We start from the raw sequence: 15,989 nt of genomic DNA on the forward strand, positions 1-15,989 counted from the left end.
CCGGCGCTGCTTGTCTGATTTCGGTCCGATCAGGACAAACGCATACCCGCCTTTCGACTCGAAACTCATTGCACTGGTCGGATCGACACGCGCGGTCAGCGCAGCAACCCTCTGGTGAGCTCCGGCCACAGCGACGAATGCTCGCGGCGGAACATGCCGACGTGGCCAATTGCTCGGCCGTCGGGATTTTCTGGATGGATGAAGTGGACGTCGGACTTGGCTCTCGGCAGCAGGCGCAGCCAGTCTGCGATATTGGCCGGCGTGGCAAGCGGGTCGTCGGTTGCGGCCACAACGGTGACCGGAGCGATAAATTCGTCGTAGTAGTGGCGTGCCACCCCTGCCCCGAATTCGTTCGCTACATATCCCGGCCGACGGCACCATCGGGCCCACTGAAGTCCGACGCACGGTGGCAGATCATCACCCCAGCCGAGTACCCTGGCCGGAACGTAACCGAGCAATCGAATGGAAATCGGTACATACATATGCGCAAGCAGCAAGGCCGCGAAACGCTTTGGCCAGCGAATGTTGCCGACATACCCGGAAGACGCCGAGATGGCGCACAGCGAACGAATCGATGCGTGATTCGGCATCAGGCCGACCAGTTGTGCGCCTGCGCTATGCCCGATCAAATGCGCGCTGCGCGCACTGGTTTCGCCAAGGAGCCAGTCGAGCGCCGCGGGCATGTCGAACTGCCCCCAGTCCTGTTTCCGCGCTTGGGACCGGCGGACGTGATCCGTACCGAGCGACGCGCCGATCCCCCGATAGTCGAATACAAACGTCGAGTGGCCGTCTTTGCGTAGCCAATCTGCAAACGGGAAATAAAAGGATTGTCGGATTCCCGTCGCAGGGCAGATGAGCACCGGGGAACGATCACCCTCGGCCGCCGGGAAATAGGTTCCCTTGAGCTGGAATCCGTCGCGGGCGGAGAAAGTTATGCCGACGCGAGCAGTCGAACGCTCAGTCATTGTTGCGACCTCGATACAGTCGACAAACGACAAGGCGTATCGATCGCGCAATTGGATATCAGGCTCTGCCCGATAATGCCGACCATCAACAAAAGACGCCAAATTGATTTGCCCATCGATTCACCTCGGTAATCGAAGCAATCAATGTACGAGCATGTCTTTGTTGATGAAATCAGACGAGTTCGATTATTACGCGCTAGCTTCTTCTTGCTTCTTGCCTCTCACAAAAAATCGCGCGTCGACATTTTCCGCCGCATTGGATAATGCCAAAAGCAAATGGCCCGACCGGCAAACGCCGATCGGGCCATTTTTCACGACGCGGGCTTTTCGCCCGCCATCACTTCACGCCATCAAGTCGCCGACACGCGCCGCCCTTCACTCGCCTGCGCATCGCGACCACGCTTGTTCAGCCACGACGCCAGCAGCACGATCAGCGCCAGCACGGCCGTCGCCCCCACTTCCATCCGGTGATCCTCGCTCACGAGCATCACGGTCAGCGTGCCGCAGATGAACAGGATCACCGCCCACGTGAGCCACGGGAACAACCACATCCGCAGCGTCAGGTCCGCGCCGGTCGATTCGAGCGTCTTGCGCATCCGCAGCTGCGAGATCGCGATTACGAGATACACGAGCAGCGCGATCGCGCCCGACGTCGCCAGCAGGAAGCCGAATACCTGCTCCGGCATCAGGTAGTTCGCGATCACGGTCACGAAACCGAACGCGGTCGATGCGAGCACGGCCGCGCGCGGCGTGCCGGTCGAATCGGTGCGGTGCAGGAACGCGGGCGCATCCTTGCGCTTGGACAGCGAGAACAGCATCCGCGACGCGGTGTACAGCGCCGAATTCAGGCAGCTCGCGACCGACACCAGCACGATCACGTCGATGATCGCCTTCGCGTTCGGGACGCCGATCAGCTCCATCGCGCGCTGATACGAGCCGTGCTTCGGCAGCAGCGGGTCGTTCCACGGCACGATGGCCGCGACGACGAGAATCGAGCCGAGATAGAACAGCGTGATACGCCAGATCACCGAGTTGGTCGCGCGCACGATCTGGCGTTGCGGGTTGTCCGATTCGGCGGCCGCGATCGTCACGATCTCGGTACCGAGGAACGAGAACATCGTCGTCAGCATCGCCGCGAGCACGGCGCCGGCGCCGTGCGGCATGAAGCCGTCATGCACGAACAGGTTCGACACGCCCGACACAGCCGGCGCCGGGATGATGCCGACGATCGCCGCACCGCCGATGCACAGGAACACGACGATCGCGACAACCTTGATCAGCGCGAACCAGAATTCGAATTCGCCGTAGTTCTTGACCGAGAAGAGGTTGGTCACCGTCAGCACCAGCGTGATGCCGAGCGCGAAGACCCAGGTTGCAACGCCAGGAAACCATGCATTGAGAATGGTCGCGGCGGCAGTCGCCTCGATCGGGATCACGAGCACCCAGAACCACCAGTACAGCCAGCCGATCGAGAAACCGGCCCAGTGGCCGATCGCGCGATCGGCATAGGTGGAGAACGAACCGCTGTCCGGATGGGCGACTGCCATCTCGCCGAGCATGCGCATCACGAGCACGACCAGCACCCCTGCGATCGCATACGCAAGGATCGACGCCGGGCCGGCTTCCGCGATCGCGTGGCCGGAGCCGACGAACAGGCCCGCGCCGATCACGCCGGCAATCGACATCATCGTCACGTGCCGCTGCTTCAGGCCCGTACCGAGGCCTGTGTTGCTTCCACTCATCTGTCTCTCTCCAAAAAACGGTTCCGGTATGGCCGGGTATCGCGTGAAGGCAGCACGGGGGGATTGTCGTTCTTGAGCCGGGCCGGATGCGGCGCCTGCATGGGTGCAGGCGCGCAGCCGGATCGGGGGCCGTTCCGGAACGGGTCGCGACGCAGTCTGCGAAGCTGCGGGTGCGATGCGGCACGCAGGGCGCCGGCGCATCGCGTGCGCCCTTTCCGTCGGCTTTCGTCAGCTGCCTTCGAAGCGAAGGAGTGTAAGCACCAAACGGTTCTTCACTAAGAACCAATTGAAGAATTTCGATGGAACCACTTGTTGCATCGACATCGATCGATGCAACGCTTGTACCGTCCGTGGCGACTCGCGAGCGCCGAAAGCACCCGGCGACACCGGGTCAGCCAGTCGCAACCAGCGGCGCGTCAGTGCGTGCCGTTCGCGATCTCGTCACGCCATTTGGCGGGGACCACGGCCTGCCATTCTCGCAGAAGCAGATTTTTCACGGCGTCCGGATGGGCCGCCGACAGTCGCACCAGCACGATCGGCCAGCCGACGTAGTGATCCGTCACGTAATACACGTCAGGCTCCGATTCGATCAGCCACGCGCGCTCATCGGGGCCGACACCTTTCACGACGAGCGTGTCGCCGTCCTCGCGCAGCCGCGCGAGCATCTTGCCCTTCACCTTGAGTGCGGGCGTGCCGTATGACGTGCCTTCCTCGACGCCGCGCCATGCCAGCGCGATCTGCCGGACTTCGTCGAATGTCATGGGGCCTCCCGGCTGGATGCCTTCGGTTCACGATCCGGCCACGCTACCGGAATTCGCGAAGCCGTGCCGCGGGAAGTGCGCTTATCCGCGCGCCGCACGCGCGGCCGTCGACGCACGCCCCGTCGTCGCGACGATCGCAAACGCGATCGCATTCGCGGCGGCACTGGCCAGGATCGGCACGAGATAGCCGCCGCCCGCGTCATAGATGAAGCCGGCCGCGGTCGGCCCGATCAGCGTGCCGAATGCGACGCTCGTATAGAGCACGCCGATGATCCCGCTCACGTTGCGGCCGCCGAAGTAGTCCATCACCACCGCCGGCAGCACCGCAACCCAGCCGCCGTAGAACACGCCGAACCCGAGTGCGAACGCGGCAAGCGTGGCGACGGTGCCGGCGCCGGCCCACGCGACGAGCGCGACGGCCATGCCCGCGAACATCGCGAGCAGCGATGTGCGGCGGCCGAAACGATCCGCGAGGCCGCCGAGGAAGAAGCGGCCGGCCGTGCTGCCGACGCCGATCGCGCCGAGCAGCAGCACGGCCGTCGATGACGAGACGCCATGATCGAGCGCGTACGGCACGAGATGAACGAACGGGACGAACACGCCGAACGAGCAGATGAGGCATGCCGCGTAGAGGCTCGCGAACGAGCGCGACGTGACGGCTTCGCGCACCGTCGCGCCGGCAGCCGGCTTGCGACTAGCGGCCGCACCGGACACCGAACGCCCCGCATCGCGCGCGGTGGCCTTCGCGCCGCCGCCCTCGACGGGCTCATGCGCCGCCTCTCCGTCCGGCAGCAGCCCCCGCCCGCGCGGATCGTTCTCGATCAGCAACGCCATCCCCGCGCCGATCACGACCGCGATCACGGCCACCGTGAAATACGCGCCGCGCCAGCCGACGTGCGCGATCAGCGCGGACGCGAGCGGCGGCATCACCAGCGTGCCGACGCCGATCCCGGCGACCGCGAGCCCCGACGCGAAGCCGCGCCGGCGCACGAACCATCGCTGCACGGCGCCGACAGCCGGTACGTATGCGCAGCCGACGCCGAGGCCGACACCGAGCCCGTACGCGACATAGACCTGCACCAGCGTATGCGCGGCACCGGCAGCCGCGAGCCCGATGCCCGTCAGCAGCATCCCGGCGACGGCCAGGCGCCGCGAGCCGAAGCGGTCGGCCAGCGGCCCGCTGACGATGCCGAAGCCGAAATACAGGAAGCCGGCGAGCGAGAACACGAGCGAGATCTGCCCGCGCGACGCGGCAAAATCCCGCTGCAGCGACTCGACGAACGCGCTGAACGTGTATGCGCTGCCGAAACCGACGAACGTGACGGCAAACGCGGCCGCCACCACGTACCAGCCGTAGAAAACGCGCGATGCGCCCGGGCGGTTCATGACGATGCTCCTCTCAGGTTCCCCGGCCGCCGGGCGGCGTCCGGATTGCCTCATGGATATAGTTGAACTATGTTGATCGCATCGGTTGCCGACAGGCAGTCGCGCAGCATGCGATCCGATGCGTCAACGGTACTCGCGCATATGCATCGTCTCAAACGATATTTCGTCGGACTTTCGATTTAGAAAAACTGAATGAACCGTTCCCGCTTGCCGCCTCTCAACCCGCTGCGCGCATTCGAAGCGGCCGCCCGCCACCTGTCGGTGAAGGCGGCCGCCGAGGAGCTGTCGGTCACGCCCGGCGCGGTAAGCCAGATGATCCGCACGCTCGAGACGCATCTCGGCGTACAGCTGTTCGAGCGCGTCAACCGCGGCATCCTGCTCACGGCCGCCGGCCGCGACTACCTGCCGCCGGTGCGCAACGCGTTCCGGCAGATCGCCGATGCGTCTCAGCGCGTGTCGGGTGCGGCCGACAGCGGCGTGCTGACGGCGAGCGTCACGCCGTTCTTCGCATCCGCGTGGCTCGTCCCGCGCCTCGCGCAGTTTCGGGAGGCTTGCCCGGACGTCGACCTGCAGGTCGTCACGAGCCACGCACTGGCGGATTTCTCGCGCGACGGCGTCGACGTCGCGATCCGTCATGGCCTCGGGCGCTACATCGGGCTGTGCAGCGAGCGCCTGCTGACGGTGGAGATCGTCGCGCTCGCGTCGCCCGAACTCGTCGCGCGGCTCGGCATGCCGGCGACGCCGGCCGAGCTCGTCGGCTGGCCGCAGTTGCACGACGCCGAGCGCAAGGGCTGGCACATCTGGTTCGGCGCGCAGCGGATCGACGATTTCGGCCCGCCGCGCGGCCCCGCGTTCGACGACTCGGGCCTGTTGCTGCAGGCGATCGTCGCCGGCCAGGGCGCCGGGCTGCTGCCGGCCGCGATGGTGCGCGGCGAGCTGGCAAGCGGCCGGCTCGTGCAGCTCGCCGACGTCGCGTGGCTCGACGATTTCGCGTACTACCTCGTCTATCCGCCGCATCACGCGGAACGGCCAAAGGTTGCCGCATTCCGCCGATGGATCCTCGACGCCGCACTGGCCGACGGTGCGGCATCGATGTCCGGCGCGGCGTAGCGCCCTGCGTCACGGCGCGCTTCTTCTACCGATCGGCTAACATGCGGCCCGGCACCGATAACAACAGACCGAGAGAGACCATGCCCGCCCTGCTCCGCCGCGCGACACGCATCGCGACGCTGTCCGCCGCATTTTTCGTCGCGTGCGCCGCGCTGCCCCTTCCGGCACACGCGTATCGCGCACCGACCGGCTACAGCAACGAAGCCGATCTCGACCGCCACGACACGTATCGCAACCGCGACGGCGAAACTGTGCACGCCCCCGCGCATTCGAAATCGGGCCGCGTGCCCGACGGTGCGAGCGCGCGCTGCCGCGACGGCACGTACAGCTTCAGCCGTCACCGGCGCGGCACGTGCTCGGGGCACGGCGGCGTCGCCGCGTGGCTGTAGCCTCGGCCGAATGGCCAATCCGGACCGCTGCAGCCGCCCGCCGCTGTCAGCGACGCTCGGCGGCGAAGTACAATAGCCGCTCGCGCCGCCCACACGCGGCGACGCCGCCGCGCCTCGCGCGGCACGCTCCGTACCGAATCACCCGACGCCGCCACGCCCACGCGCTGCGCGGCAGTCTCAACCACTTCTGACTTTCACACCGAAATGGCCCAATACGTTTTCACGATGAACCGGGTCGGCAAGATCGTGCCGCCCAAGCGCCAGATCCTGAAGGACATCTCGCTGTCGTTCTTTCCCGGCGCGAAGATCGGCGTGCTCGGCCTGAACGGCTCGGGCAAGTCGACGCTGATCCGCATCATGGCGGGCGTCGACAAGGACATCGAAGGCGAAGCCACGCCGATGCCGAACCTGAACATCGGCTACCTGCCGCAGGAGCCGCAGCTCGACCCGACGAAGACGGTGCGCGAAGCCGTCGAGGAAGGCCTCGGCGACCTGTTCCAGGCCAACAAGAAACTCGAGGAAATCTATGCGGCGTACGCAGAGCCGGACGCCGACTTCGACGCGCTCGCGGCCGAGCAGGCGAAGTACGAAGCAATCCTCGCGTCGAGCGACGGCGGCAGCCCCGAGCAGCAGCTCGAAGTGGCCGCCGACGCACTGCGCCTGCCGTCGTGGGACGCCAGGATCGAACACCTGTCGGGCGGTGAAAAGCGCCGCGTCGCGCTGTGCAAGCTGCTGCTCGAAAAACCCGACATGCTGCTGCTCGACGAACCGACCAACCACCTCGACGCGGAATCGGTCGACTGGCTCGAGCAGTTCCTGGTGCGCTTCCCGGGCACCGTCGTCGCGGTCACCCACGATCGCTACTTCCTCGACAACGCGGCCGAGTGGATTCTCGAACTCGACCGCGGCCACGGCATTCCGTGGAAGGGCAACTACAGCAGCTGGCTCGACCAGAAGGAAGAGCGCCTGAAGCAGGAAGAAGCGTCGGAATCGGCGCGCCAGAAGGCGATCAAGAAGGAACTGGAGTGGGTGCGCCAGAACCCGAAGGGCCGTCAGGCGAAGTCGAAGGCCCGTATCGCGCGCTTCGAGGAGCTGAGCAGCCAGGAATACCAGAAGCGCAACGAAACGCAGGAAATCTTCATTCCGGCCGGCGAACGCCTCGGCAATGAAGTGATCGAGTTCAAGAACGTCAGCAAGTCGTTCGGCGACCGCCTGCTGATCGACAATCTGAGCTTCAAGATCCCGGCCGGCGCGATCGTCGGCATCATCGGCCCGAACGGCGCCGGCAAGTCGACGCTGTTCAAGATGCTGACCGGCAAGGAACAGCCGGATTCGGGCGAAGTCGTGATGGGGCCGACGGTGAAGCTCGCGTACGTCGACCAGAGCCGCGACGCGCTCGACGGCACGAAGACGGTGTTCGAGGAAATCTCGGGCGGCGCCGACGTGCTGACGGTGGGCAAGTACGAAACGCCGTCGCGTGCGTACATCGGCCGCTTCAACTTCAAGGGCGGCGACCAGCAGAAGATCGTCGGCAACCTGTCCGGCGGTGAACGCGGCCGCCTGCACCTCGCGAAGACGCTGATCTCGGGCGGCAACGTGCTGCTGCTGGACGAACCGTCGAACGACCTCGACGTCGAAACGCTGCGCGCGCTGGAAGACGCGCTGCTCGAATTCGCGGGCTCGGTGATGGTGATCTCGCACGATCGCTGGTTCCTCGACCGGATCGCGACGCACATCCTCGCGTTCGAAGGCGATTCGCAGGTCACGTTCTTCGACGGCAACTACCAGGAGTACGAAGCCGACAAGCGTGCACGCCTCGGCGAGGAAGCCGCGAAGCCGAAGCGCCTGCGCTACAAGCCGATCAGCCGCTGACCGGCTCGGCCCGGGTGCCCGGCGCTGCGGCAACGCGGGGCCGGTCGCCGGGGGTGGCCGCTTCAAGAGGCGTCACAACAAAAAAGCGGACCGCTGGCCCGCTTTTTTTATCCGATGGCGGGCTGCTCGCCCGCCGCTTACGCGAGCGCGCCCAGTTCGCGCAGCCGCGCCTCGGTCGTCGCCGCACTCGTGTGATGAATGCCGTGCCAGCCGAGCGCCGTCGCGGCCGCGGCGTTCTTCGCGTTGTCGTCGATGAATACGAGTTCGTGCGGCGCGATGCCCGGCAGGTGCGGTTCGATCCGCGCATGCATCTCGCGGTAGATCGCCGGATCGGGCTTCACGAGCTTCACACGACCCGACACGACGATCTCCTTGAAACGCCGCAGCACCGGGAAGTTGTCCCACGCATACGGAAACGTCTGGGCGGACCAGTTCGTCAGGCCGAACAGCGGCATCCCCTGCGCTTCAAGTCGATCGACGAGCGCGGCGCCCTCTTCGAGCACGCCGCCGATCATTTCGTGCCAGCGCGCGTAGAACGCGCGGATCAGCGCCTCGTGCTCCGGAAACTTCGCGACAAGCTCGGCCGTGCCTTCCTCGATCGTCTGCCCGCCGTCCTGGCGGATCACCCAGTCCATCGCGCACACGTGCGTGAGGAACCAGCGACGCTCAGCGTCGTCGGGAATCAGCTCCCGGTAAAGGTACTCCGGGCTCCAGTCGATCAGCACGCCGCCGAAATCGAACACCACGGCCTTGATCGTCATGCGAACTCCGTCGAAAGGACGTCCGCGAGCGGACGCGGCATCACCGGGTTACCCGACAGCGAATTGTTTTGCCATACGAAGTGATGGTGCGCGACGATCTGCGCGGCCGACAGGTGCGTGCGCTCGTTCGTCGTGTGCAGATCGGACACGACCGTCGTCCGGTAGCCGAGCAGCGCCGCGCGGCGCGCGGCCGAATCGACGCAGAACTCGGTCGCATAACCGCAGATCAGCACCGAACGGATGCCGTGGCGGTCGAGTTGCGCCGCGAGCGGCGTGTCGTGAAACGAATCGCTCACCTGCTTGCGCACGCGCCAGTCGTCGTTCCCGACGACCAGCCCCGCATGCAGCTCCCAGCCCGGCGTGCCGGGCACGATGTCGTCGTCCGCATCGCCGTCGTGCTGCACGAAGCACACGGGCGCGTTCGCCGCACGCGCCGCCGCCGTCAGCCGGTTGATGCCCGATACCACGTCGTCGAGCCGGTAAGCGGGCCGCGCCCGCTCCACCAGCCCGCGCTGCATGTCGACCACGATCACTGCGGTGTCCGCCATTGCCTGCCCTCGGTTGTGTCGTTCGGCCGTTGTGCGGCCGTTATCGCGTGTCGTGTCAGATCGGCTGCGTGCGCGCGTCGAGCCATGCCTTCGCATCGCCGCTCAGGTGCCGGCCGACACGCTCACGCACCGTCGCGTGATACGTGTTCAGCCATGCGCGCTCGTCGTCGTGCAGCATCTCGATCAGCATGCAGCGCGTGTCGATCGGGCACAGCGTCAGCGTCTCGAATGCGAGGAAATCGCCGAATTCCGTCTGCCCGGCCGCGCGGTTCACGACCAGGTTCTCGATCCGGATGCCCCACTGGCCGGGACGGTACACGCCCGGCTCGATCGACGTGATCATGCCCTCTTCCATCGCCGTGTGCGGCTCGGCCGGCGCGTAGTGCGAGATCACCTGCGGGCCTTCGTGCACGTTCAGGAAGTAGCCGACGCCATGCCCCGTGCCGTGGCCGTAGTCGAGCCCGGCCGCCCACATCGGTGCGCGCGCGATCGCGTCGAGCATCGGCGAGCGGATGCCGCGCGGGAAGCGGGCGCGCGACAGCGCCATCATCGACTTCAGCACGATCGTGAAATCGCGCCGCTGCAGGTCGCTGACGGTGCCGACCGGCACGACACGCGTGATGTCGGTCGTGCCCGTCACGTACTGGCCGCCCGAATCGATCAGCAGCAGGCCGTCGCCGGCGATCGTCGCGTGCGACGCCGGCGTCGCGTGGTAGTGCGGCATCGCGCCGTTCGCGTTGAAGCCCGCAATCGTCGCGAAGCTTGCCGACACATAGCCGGGGCGCCGGGCGCGGGCGGCCGTGAGCTTTTCCTCGATCGTCAGCTCGGTGATCGTCTCGCGGTTCACCGCCTGCTCGAACCACGTGAAGAATTCCGCGAGCGCGGCGCCGTCGTGTTCCATCGTCACGCGCACGTGCTCGATCTCGGCGGACGTCTTGCGCGACTTCGCGAACGTCGACGGATTCACGGCCTCGACGAGCTTCACGCCGGCCGGCACGGCCTGGAGCGTGCCGAACGTCACGCGGCGCGGGTCGATCAGCAGCGTCGCGCCGTCCGGCAGCGACGCGAGCGCGGCGCGCGCCGCGTCGTAGGCGCGCACGTCGACACCATCCTTCGCGAGCGACGCGGCCAGCGCCGGCGACACCTTGCCGTCGGCGACGAACAACGTCGCGCGATCGGCGCCGATCATTGCGTGCGCAACGAATACGGGATTGAAGTTGACGTCGGCGCCGCGCAGGTTGAACAGCCATGCGAGGTCGTCGAGCGTCGACACGAAATGCCATTGCGCACCCTGCGCGCACATCGCGCGGCGCACTTCGGCCAGCTTGCTCGCGCGCGTCGTATCGGCCTGCGGCGCCGCGTGCTCGAACACCGCGTCGCCGGGCAGCCCCGGCCGCTCGGGCCAGATCGCGTCGAGCAGGTCGAGATCGGTGCGCAGCGCGATGCCGCGTGCGTTCAGCGCGCCCGTCAGCCCGCGTGCGGCCGCGACCCCCAGCACGGCGCCGTCGACGCCGACCGTCGCCCCTGCCGCCACGTTCTGCGCGAGCCAGTCGACGTGCGGCGCGCTCTGCTGCCCGCCCGTCATCTTCATCAGTTGCACGCCCGTGCCGGCCAGTTCGGCATCGGCCTGCACCCAGTAGCGGCTGTCGACCCACAACCCCGCGAAATCCGCGGTCACGACCAGCGTGCCGACCGAGCCCGTGAAGCCGGACAGCCAGCGACGGGCCTGCCAGCGCTCCGGCAGATACTCGGACAGATGGGGATCAGCGGACGGCACGAGATAGGCGGCCAGATCCTCGCGGGCCATGGCGCCACGCAGCAGCGCGAGGCGGGCCGGCACCGGCGAGACTTCGGGAAGACGGGCATTCATGATTTCACCTGAGAACATTCAGCGACGGGCCGACAGCGTAACCGTCACGGCTACGACGAGGAACGCGACACCGGTGCAGACCGGCCATTCGAGCGTCTCGCCATCGTAAAACAGTCCAGAGAGATTGCCGGCCATGCGGGCCGCGCCCGCGCCGACGATGCCGGCGAGCACCGCGATCCACCACGCCGGCCGGCCCGTGCGCCGCATCGGATGCAGCCATCGGCCGAACAGCCCGACGGCCGCTCCCAGGACAAGGATTCCAAACCAGTTCATTCGACGCCTTCTATAAATTCAGATTCGTCCCATAGGCGTGAACGTTGCCAGCGGCTAGCATCGATTCATCCATCGAACCCGAGACCAGCCGGGTGCCGCCAACATTCGAGTGTAGGGGCCGACTCGACGTTATGGCAAGCGCGCGCCGGCTGCCGTATTGAAGAAATTCTCATGCGAATCGCTCTGATCGATCCGGACGCGCGCCATGCCGCGCTCCTGAACCGCCTGCTCTTTGCGGGCGGTCATGTATGCCATGCGTTTCCGTCCAGCGCGGCGTTGTTCGAGTGGCTCGCCACCGATAACACGTGCGACATGCTGATCACCGGCCACTGGGCCGGCGACCAGCCGGCCGAGGAAGTCATCCCGCGTGCGCAGACGGTCCTGCCGGGGCTGCCGGCCATCGCCGTGATGCTGCTGCCGCGCGAGAGCGAAATCGTATCGTGCCTGCACGCGGGCGCCGACGATTGCCTCGTACGCCCCGTGAGCGGGCCCGAGCTGCTCGCGCGCGTCAACGCGCTGAGCCGGCGCGCCGGCGTCCGCCGGCCACCCAACCGCTCGCGCGAAATGTATGGCGAATACGCTTTCGACGCCACCCACTGCCTCGTTCGCTTCGACGACGCAATCGTTTCACTCACGCCGAAGGAGTTCCGGTTCGCGCAGCTGCTGTTCACGAACCTGTCGCGGCCGGTGTCGCGCGCCCATATCCTCGAAACGGTGTGGGCGCGCCGCCGCGACATGAAGTCGCGCACGCTCGATACCCATGCGTCCCGGCTGCGCAGCAAACTACGGCTGCTTCCGGAGCGCGGCTACCGGCTGCTGCCGCTCTACGGCTACGGCTATCAGCTCGACCGCGTGCCGATCGAGCCCCCAAATTCCCGGCCCCGCCACGCTGATGCCCGGTATGCGGCGAGTGAGGAAATCGCTGAAACGCTATAATATGGGGCTAAACGATAGCCCTCGATATGCAACTCCTCACGATCGGAATCAATCACCACACTGCGCCTGTCGCCTTGCGCGAACGCGTGGCGTTTCCGCTCGAGCAGATCAAGCCGGCTCTCGTCACGTTCAAGAACGTGTTTCTCGGCCCCCAGGCGCCCAATACGCCCGAAGCGGCGATCCTCTCCACCTGCAACCGCACCGAACTGTATTGCGCGACCGACGATCGCGCGGCACGCGAAGGCGCGATCCGCTGGCTGTCGGAGTATCACCGGATCCCGGTCGACGAACTCGCACCGCACGTCTATGCGCTGCCGCAGTCGGAAGCGGTCCGGCACGCGTTTCGCGTCGCATCCGGCCTCGATTCAATGGTGCTGGGCGAAACGCAGATTCTGGGCCAGATGAAGGACGCCGTCCGCACCGCGACGGAAGCCGGCGCGCTCGGCACCTATCTGAACCAGCTGTTCCAGCGCACGTTCGCGGTAGCGAAGGAGGTGCGCGGCACGACCGAAATCGGCACGCAGTCGGTGTCGATGGCCGCCGCCGCGGTGCGCCTCGCGCAACGGATCTTCGAAAAGGTGTCGGATCAGCGCGTGCTGTTCATCGGCGCCGGCGAAATGATCGAGCTGTGCGCGACGCACTTCGCCGCGCAAGGCCCGCGCGAACTCGTCGTCGCGAACCGCACGGCCGAACGCGGCCAGCGGCTCGCCGAACGCTTCAACGGCCGTGCGATGCCGCTCGCCGACCTGCCGACCCGCATGCACGAGTTCGACATCATCGTGTCGTGCACGGCGTCGACGCTGCCGATCATCGGCCTCGGCGCAGTCGAGCGCGCGGTGAAGGCACGCCGCCACCGGCCGATCTTCATGGTCGACCTTGCGGTGCCGCGCGACATCGAGCCCGAAGTCGGCAAGCTGAAGGACGTGTTCCTCTACACCGTCGACGATCTCGGCGCGATCGTGCGCGAAGGCAATGCATCGCGCCAGGCCGCGGTCGCGCAGGCCGAAACGATCATCGAAACGCGCGTGCAGAATTTCATGCAATGGCTCGACACGCGCAGCGTCGTGCCGGTGATCCGTCACATGCATACGCAGGCCGACGCACTGCGCCGGGCCGAAGTCGACAAGGCGCAGAAGCTGCTCGCGCGCGGCGACGATCCGGCCGCCGTGCTCGAAGCGCTGTCGCAGGCGCTGACCAACAAGCTGATCCACGGCCCGACGAGCGCGCTCAACCGCGTGAACGGCGCCGATCGCGATTCGCTGATCGACCTGATGCGCGGCTTCTACCAGCACGCCCCGCGTTCGAGCGACCAGTCCGGCCACTAGCGCCGGCCGATCGCCCTGCCGCCGGCCGCACGCCGGCCTATCCTTTCCGAATACCCCTTGCCCGGGAGCGCCGCTCCACACCATGAAGACGAGCATGCAACGCAAGCTCGACCAGCTGTCCACACGGCTGGCCGAACTGAACGACCTGCTGAGCCGCGAAAACGTCACGGCCGACCTCGACCAGTACCGCAAGCTCACGCGTGAACATGCGGAACTCGGCCCGGTGGTCGAACAGTACGCGCTGTGGCGCCAGTCGCGCAGCGACGAGACGGCTGCACAGGAACTGCTCGGCGATCTGTCGATGCGCGACTTCGCGGAAGACGAAATCCGCAGCGCGCGAGAAAGCATGGCCCGCCTCGAGACCGAGCTGCAGAAGATGCTGCTGCCAAAGGACCCGAACGACGACCGCAACATCTTCCTCGAAATCCGTGCGGGCACGGGCGGCGACGAATCGGCGCTGTTCGCGGGCGACCTGCTGCGCATGTACCTGCGCTTCGCGGAACGCCAGCGCTGGCAGGTCGAAATGATGTCGGAGAGCGCGTCGGATCTCGGCGGCTACAAGGAAGTGATCGTGCGGATCGCTGGCCAGGGTGCGTATTCGCGCCTGAAGTTCGAATCGGGCGGCCATCGCGTGCAGCGCGTGCCGGCCACCGAAACGCAGGGGCGCATCCACACGTCCGCGTGCACGGTCGCGGTGATGCCGGAAGCCGACGAAATCGGCGAGGTCGAGATCAATCCGGCCGACCTGCGGATCGACACGTTCCGCGCATCCGGCGCGGGCGGCCAGCACATCAACAAGACCGATTCGGCGGTGCGCGTCACGCACATCCCGACCGGGATCGTCGTCGAGTGCCAGGACGACCGCTCGCAGCACAAGAACAAGGATCGCGCGCTGAAGGTGCTCGCCGCGCGCATCAAGGACAAGCAGTATCACGAGCAGCACGCGAAGGAAGCCGCGACGCGCAAGAGCCTGATCGGCTCCGGTGACCGCTCGGAGCGGATCCGCACGTACAACTTCCCGCAGGGCCGGATGACCGACCACCGGATCAACCTGACGCTGTACCGGCTCGAGGCGCTCATGGACGGCGACCTCGACGAACTGATCAGCGCACTGGTCAGCGAACACCAGGCCGAACTGCTCGCGTCGCTCGGCGATGCCGACTGAGGCCGCGATGCCCGACACTTCCGCCGACGAACTGCTGCGCGCATCGCCACTCGACGCGGTCGATGCGCGCGTGTTGCTCGCGCACGCGCTCGGCTGGACCCGTACGCAATTGATCACGCGCGGCGACGCGCCGCTCGACGCGGCCGCGGTCGAACGCTACCGCGCGCTCGAGGCGCGCCGCCTGGCCGGCGAGCCGGTCGCGCAGCTCGTCGGGATGCGCGAATTCTTCGGCCGGCCGTTCGACGTGACGCCCGACGTGCTGATTCCACGCCCGGAAACCGAACTGCTCGTCGAAGCCGCACTCGATGCGATCGACGGGCTGCCGCATCCGGCCGTGCTCGATCTCGGCACGGGCAGCGGCGCGATCGCCGTCTCGATCGCCGCCGAGCGTCCCGATGCGCGCGTGTGGGCGCTCGATCGCTCGCCGGCCGCCCTTGAGGTCGCACAGCGCAACGCCGGCAAGCTGCTCGACGCGCGCCGCCCCGGCGGCCCGCTGCACTGGCTGCAGAGCGACTGGTACGCGGCGCTCGATCCGGCACTCGCATTCGACGCGATCGTCAGCAACCCGCCGTACATCGCGCAGCACGATCCGCACCTCGAGCAGGGCGACCTGCGTTTCGAGCCGCGCGGCGCACTCACCGACGATGCCGACGGCCTCAGCGCGATCCGCACGATCGTCGCGGGCGCCGGCTCTTATCTGAAACCGGGCGGCACGCTCTGGATCGAGCATGGCTACGACCAGGCCGAGGCCGTGCGCGCGGTGCTCGCCTCGCACGGCTTCGTCGCGATCGAATCGCTTGCCGATCTGGCCGCCATCGAACGCACGACAGGCGGCCGCCTGCCGGGCTGATGCCCGGCCCGCCCGGTTGAAATCCGCTATCATTTC

General features: G+C 66.8%; 15 protein-coding genes. 7 read left to right on the forward strand and 8 right to left on the reverse strand.

Annotated features, from left to right (window positions below; all coding sequences use genetic code 11):
* Nucleotides 1-95 precede the first annotated feature (95 nt).
* From G3N98_RS20270 to G3N98_RS20285, 4 genes are all read right to left on the reverse strand, one after another.
* Entirely contained in the window at nt 96-998 is a 903-nt protein-coding gene (locus G3N98_RS20270) for an alpha/beta fold hydrolase (protein WP_241026005.1), read from the reverse strand.
* Nucleotides 999-1,315: 317 nt separating this feature from the next.
* Complete coding sequence (gene gabP / locus G3N98_RS20275; RefSeq protein WP_046544846.1) at nt 1,316-2,707, reverse strand: GABA permease; 1,392 nt, start codon at nt 2,705-2,707, stop codon at nt 1,316-1,318.
* Between the two features lie 416 nt (nt 2,708-3,123).
* A complete protein-coding gene (locus G3N98_RS20280) occupies nt 3,124-3,468 on the reverse strand; it encodes an MmcQ/YjbR family DNA-binding protein (protein WP_206149047.1) in 345 nt (114 codons plus the stop codon).
* 81 nt (nt 3,469-3,549) lie between these two features.
* Nucleotides 3,550-4,854 carry an MFS transporter gene (locus G3N98_RS20285; protein ID WP_206149048.1) on the reverse strand — a complete coding sequence of 435 codons (1,305 nt, stop codon included), beginning with the start codon at nt 4,852-4,854 and terminating at the stop codon, nt 3,550-3,552.
* Nucleotides 4,855-5,046: 192 nt separating this feature from the next.
* Between G3N98_RS20285 and gcvA the strand changes: the two genes are divergently transcribed.
* From gcvA to ettA, 3 genes are all read left to right on the forward strand, one after another.
* Complete coding sequence (gcvA, locus tag G3N98_RS20290; RefSeq protein ID WP_206149049.1) at nt 5,047-5,964, forward strand: transcriptional regulator GcvA; 918 nt, start codon at nt 5,047-5,049, stop codon at nt 5,962-5,964.
* Between the two features lie 80 nt (nt 5,965-6,044).
* Nucleotides 6,045-6,353 carry a DUF3761 domain-containing protein gene (locus G3N98_RS20295; RefSeq protein WP_206149050.1) on the forward strand — a complete coding sequence of 103 codons (309 nt, stop codon included), beginning with the start codon at nt 6,045-6,047 and terminating at the stop codon, nt 6,351-6,353.
* 204 nt (nt 6,354-6,557) lie between these two features.
* Nucleotides 6,558-8,225, forward strand: coding sequence for an energy-dependent translational throttle protein EttA (ettA, locus tag G3N98_RS20300; RefSeq protein ID WP_089472072.1), 1,668 nt, complete (start codon nt 6,558-6,560; stop codon nt 8,223-8,225).
* Between the two features lie 137 nt (nt 8,226-8,362).
* On the opposite strand, the gene G3N98_RS20305 is transcribed toward ettA, so the two are convergent.
* Genes G3N98_RS20305 through G3N98_RS20320 form a run of 4 tightly spaced genes read right to left on the reverse strand, consistent with a single transcriptional unit; the run spans nt 8,363 to nt 11,677 of the window.
* Nucleotides 8,363-8,986 carry an HAD-IA family hydrolase gene (locus tag G3N98_RS20305; RefSeq protein WP_089494014.1) on the reverse strand — a complete coding sequence of 208 codons (624 nt, stop codon included), beginning with the start codon at nt 8,984-8,986 and terminating at the stop codon, nt 8,363-8,365.
* Nucleotides 8,983-9,534, reverse strand: coding sequence for a cysteine hydrolase family protein (locus G3N98_RS20310; RefSeq protein WP_206149051.1), 552 nt, complete (start codon nt 9,532-9,534; stop codon nt 8,983-8,985). The genes G3N98_RS20305 and G3N98_RS20310 overlap by 4 nt, the downstream gene beginning before the upstream one ends.
* A gap of 55 nt (nt 9,535-9,589) precedes the next feature.
* Nucleotides 9,590-11,404 (reverse strand): aminopeptidase P family protein, encoded by a 1,815-nt coding sequence (locus G3N98_RS20315; RefSeq protein WP_206149052.1) that lies wholly within the window; start codon nt 11,402-11,404, stop codon nt 9,590-9,592.
* Nucleotides 11,405-11,422: 18 nt separating this feature from the next.
* Nucleotides 11,423-11,677 carry a hypothetical protein gene (locus tag G3N98_RS20320; protein ID WP_039352130.1) on the reverse strand — a complete coding sequence of 85 codons (255 nt, stop codon included), beginning with the start codon at nt 11,675-11,677 and terminating at the stop codon, nt 11,423-11,425.
* Nucleotides 11,678-11,848: 171 nt separating this feature from the next.
* Between G3N98_RS20320 and G3N98_RS20325 the strand changes: the two genes are divergently transcribed.
* From G3N98_RS20325 to prmC, 4 genes are all read left to right on the forward strand, one after another.
* Nucleotides 11,849-12,613, forward strand: a complete 765-nt coding sequence (locus G3N98_RS20325; protein WP_089430538.1) for a response regulator transcription factor — start codon at nt 11,849-11,851, stop codon at nt 12,611-12,613.
* Nucleotides 12,614-12,639: 26 nt separating this feature from the next.
* Nucleotides 12,640-13,938: a glutamyl-tRNA reductase gene (hemA, locus tag G3N98_RS20330; RefSeq protein ID WP_206149053.1), complete on the forward strand. Its 1,299-nt coding sequence runs from the start codon at nt 12,640-12,642 to the stop codon at nt 13,936-13,938.
* An 82-nt stretch (nt 13,939-14,020) separates the two neighbouring features.
* Nucleotides 14,021-15,103: a peptide chain release factor 1 gene (gene prfA, locus G3N98_RS20335; protein ID WP_039352121.1), complete on the forward strand. Its 1,083-nt coding sequence runs from the start codon at nt 14,021-14,023 to the stop codon at nt 15,101-15,103.
* Nucleotides 15,104-15,110: 7 nt separating this feature from the next.
* Nucleotides 15,111-15,953 carry a peptide chain release factor N(5)-glutamine methyltransferase gene (prmC, locus tag G3N98_RS20340; protein ID WP_206149054.1) on the forward strand — a complete coding sequence of 281 codons (843 nt, stop codon included), beginning with the start codon at nt 15,111-15,113 and terminating at the stop codon, nt 15,951-15,953.
* Nucleotides 15,954-15,989: the final 36 nt, after the last annotated feature.

Source organism: Burkholderia sp. Tr-20390 (genome assembly GCF_017104595.1).
GTDB lineage: Bacteria > Pseudomonadota > Gammaproteobacteria > Burkholderiales > Burkholderiaceae > Burkholderia.

Bases quoted from the DNA above. Each gene is read 5' to 3' on its own strand.
- gabP (WP_046544846.1), bottom strand. From the start codon at position 2,707: ATGAGTGGAAGCAACACAGGCCTCGGTACGGGCCTGAAGCAGCGGCAC.
- G3N98_RS20280 (WP_206149047.1), bottom strand. From the start codon at position 3,468: ATGACATTCGACGAAGTCCGGCAGATCGCGCTGGCATGGCGCGGCGTC.
- G3N98_RS20285 (WP_206149048.1), bottom strand. From the start codon at position 4,854: ATGAACCGCCCGGGCGCATCGCGCGTTTTCTACGGCTGGTACGTGGTG.
- gcvA (WP_206149049.1), top strand. From the start codon at position 5,047: ATGAACCGTTCCCGCTTGCCGCCTCTCAACCCGCTGCGCGCATTCGAA.
- G3N98_RS20295 (WP_206149050.1), top strand. From the start codon at position 6,045: ATGCCCGCCCTGCTCCGCCGCGCGACACGCATCGCGACGCTGTCCGCC.
- ettA (WP_089472072.1), top strand. From the start codon at position 6,558: ATGGCCCAATACGTTTTCACGATGAACCGGGTCGGCAAGATCGTGCCG.
- G3N98_RS20305 (WP_089494014.1), bottom strand. From the start codon at position 8,986: ATGACGATCAAGGCCGTGGTGTTCGATTTCGGCGGCGTGCTGATCGAC.
- G3N98_RS20310 (WP_206149051.1), bottom strand. From the start codon at position 9,534: ATGGCGGACACCGCAGTGATCGTGGTCGACATGCAGCGCGGGCTGGTG.
- G3N98_RS20315 (WP_206149052.1), bottom strand. From the start codon at position 11,404: ATGAATGCCCGTCTTCCCGAAGTCTCGCCGGTGCCGGCCCGCCTCGCG.
- G3N98_RS20320 (WP_039352130.1), bottom strand. From the start codon at position 11,677: ATGAACTGGTTTGGAATCCTTGTCCTGGGAGCGGCCGTCGGGCTGTTC.
- G3N98_RS20325 (WP_089430538.1), top strand. From the start codon at position 11,849: ATGCGAATCGCTCTGATCGATCCGGACGCGCGCCATGCCGCGCTCCTG.
- hemA (WP_206149053.1), top strand. From the start codon at position 12,640: ATGCAACTCCTCACGATCGGAATCAATCACCACACTGCGCCTGTCGCC.
- prfA (WP_039352121.1), top strand. From the start codon at position 14,021: ATGAAGACGAGCATGCAACGCAAGCTCGACCAGCTGTCCACACGGCTG.
- prmC (WP_206149054.1), top strand. From the start codon at position 15,111: ATGCCCGACACTTCCGCCGACGAACTGCTGCGCGCATCGCCACTCGAC.